Annotated in this window: 2 protein-coding genes and 1 pseudogene; all 3 read right to left on the bottom strand. The window is 65.2% G+C overall.

The genetic code is table 11. The features are described from left to right. Window positions 1–578, bottom strand: a pseudogene (locus AUC71_RS00665) (biotin carboxylase N-terminal domain-containing protein); the annotation flags it as partial. Between the two features lie 6 nt (window positions 579–584). Beyond that, complete coding sequence (gene accB, locus AUC71_RS00670) at window positions 585–1064, bottom strand: acetyl-CoA carboxylase biotin carboxyl carrier protein (protein ID WP_069622708.1); 480 nt, start codon at window positions 1062–1064, stop codon at window positions 585–587. A 19-nt stretch (window positions 1065–1083) separates the two neighbouring features. After that, window positions 1084–1536, bottom strand: coding sequence for a type II 3-dehydroquinate dehydratase (gene aroQ / locus AUC71_RS00675; protein ID WP_069622709.1), 453 nt, complete (start codon window positions 1534–1536; stop codon window positions 1084–1086). Window positions 1537–1692: the final 156 nt, after the last annotated feature.

The raw sequence follows: 1692 nt of genomic DNA on the forward strand, positions 1-1692 counted from the left end.
TCGCCGAGGCGGCGCGCGCCTCGTTGCGTGCCGTGGCAGGCGGCCTCGAGCTCGTTCTCGAAATGGGCGAGCTTCATGCCGCGTCCGCCGCCGCCGGCCGAGGCCTTGACCATGATCGGATAGCCGATCTCCTTGGCAATAGCCTTGGCGTCCTCGAATTTGGTGACCGGCCCATCCGAGCCGGGCACCACGGGGATGCCCAGCGCCTTCGCCGTTTCCTTGGCCTTGATCTTGTCGCCCATCAACCGGACGTGCTCGGCGGTCGGCCCGATAAAGGCGATCTTGTGCTCGTCCAGGATCTCGGCGAAGCGGGCGTTCTCGGCAAGAAAGCCGTAGCCGGGATGCACCGCGTCGGCGCCGGTGATCTCGCAAGCCGCGACGATGGCCGGAATGTTGAGATAGCTGTCCTTGGCCGGCGGGGCGCCGATACACACGCTCTCGTCGGCAAGCCTGACATGCATGGCGTGCGCGTCTGCCGTGGAGTGGACGGCGACCGTGGCGACGCCAAGCTCCTTGCACGCCCGCTCGATGCGAAGGGCGATCTCTCCCCGGTTGGCGATCAGGATCTTGTCGAACATCGAGGGCTATTGCTGCTCAATCACCACGAGCGGCTCGCCGTATTCGACCGGCTGGCCGTCCTCGATCAAGATGGCGATGACTTTGCCGGCCTTGGGCGAGGGGATATGGTTCATGGTCTTCATGGCTTCGATGATGAGCAGGGTCTGCCCCGCGACCACGCGTGAGCCGGCCTCTACGAAAGGCGGCGCGCCCGGCTCCGGCGAACGGTAGGCGGTGCCCACCATCGGCGAGGAGACGGTCCCGGGATGCGCGGCGGCCTCCTCGGACTGGGAGGCGCGCTTCGGCTCGCGATGCTCATGATGCTCGACCGGCAAGGACCCGCCATTGCCGGTCGTGGTCAGCGTCGTGGTGAGATTGACGCCACGGGCCACCCTGAAGCGGCGCCCCTCGAGTTCGATCTCGATCTCGGTCAGACCGGTCTCCTCCAGAAGCTCCGCGAGCTCTCTGATGAGGTCTTTGTCGAGGGTCGGCCCGTCTTTGGTCATCGGTGTCCTTTCTTGTCCATCAACCTGCTTTGGCCCGAGAGATCGCGGCGACCAGCGCCTCGATCGCAAGCTCGTAGCCCAAGCCTCCGAAGCCGCAGATCACGCCCTTGGCGGCCTGTGAAATATAGGACCGGTGGCGGAACGGCTCGCGGGTGAAAATGTTCGACAGATGCACCTCCACAATGGGTACCGGACAAGCGAGCAGCGCGTCCAGCATGGCGATCGAGGTGTGGGTGAAAGCGCCGGCATTGACGATCAGGCCGGATGCGTCCGTGCGCGCCTCCTGAATCCAGTTCACCAGCTCGCCCTCGGTGTTGCTTTGCCGGAAGTCCACGACGAAGCCCAGCGCGTGCGCCTTCCGGTCGCAGCGCGCGTGCAGGTCTTCCAACGTCTCGGTGCCATAGACCTCCGGCTCGCGTGTGCCGAGCAGGTTCAAATTTGGGCCGTTTAGGACGAAAATGGCGTTGGCCATGGCGGGTCGCTGGGCGCCTCTCTTGGACCCGCGCGCTCACCTGGCGAAGCTGGGGAGCCGCGGTGCGGGAAACGGGCCCCTTTACCAGCTTTTCCGGCATTCGGCAAAAGCCGCACCGCGTCCAAAGGCGCCTTTTATCCCTTACGGTTAGGCGAG

The sequence above is a fragment of the Methyloceanibacter marginalis genome (assembly GCF_001723295.1).
In the GTDB taxonomy this organism is placed as follows: Bacteria; Pseudomonadota; Alphaproteobacteria; order Rhizobiales; family Methyloligellaceae; genus Methyloceanibacter; species Methyloceanibacter marginalis.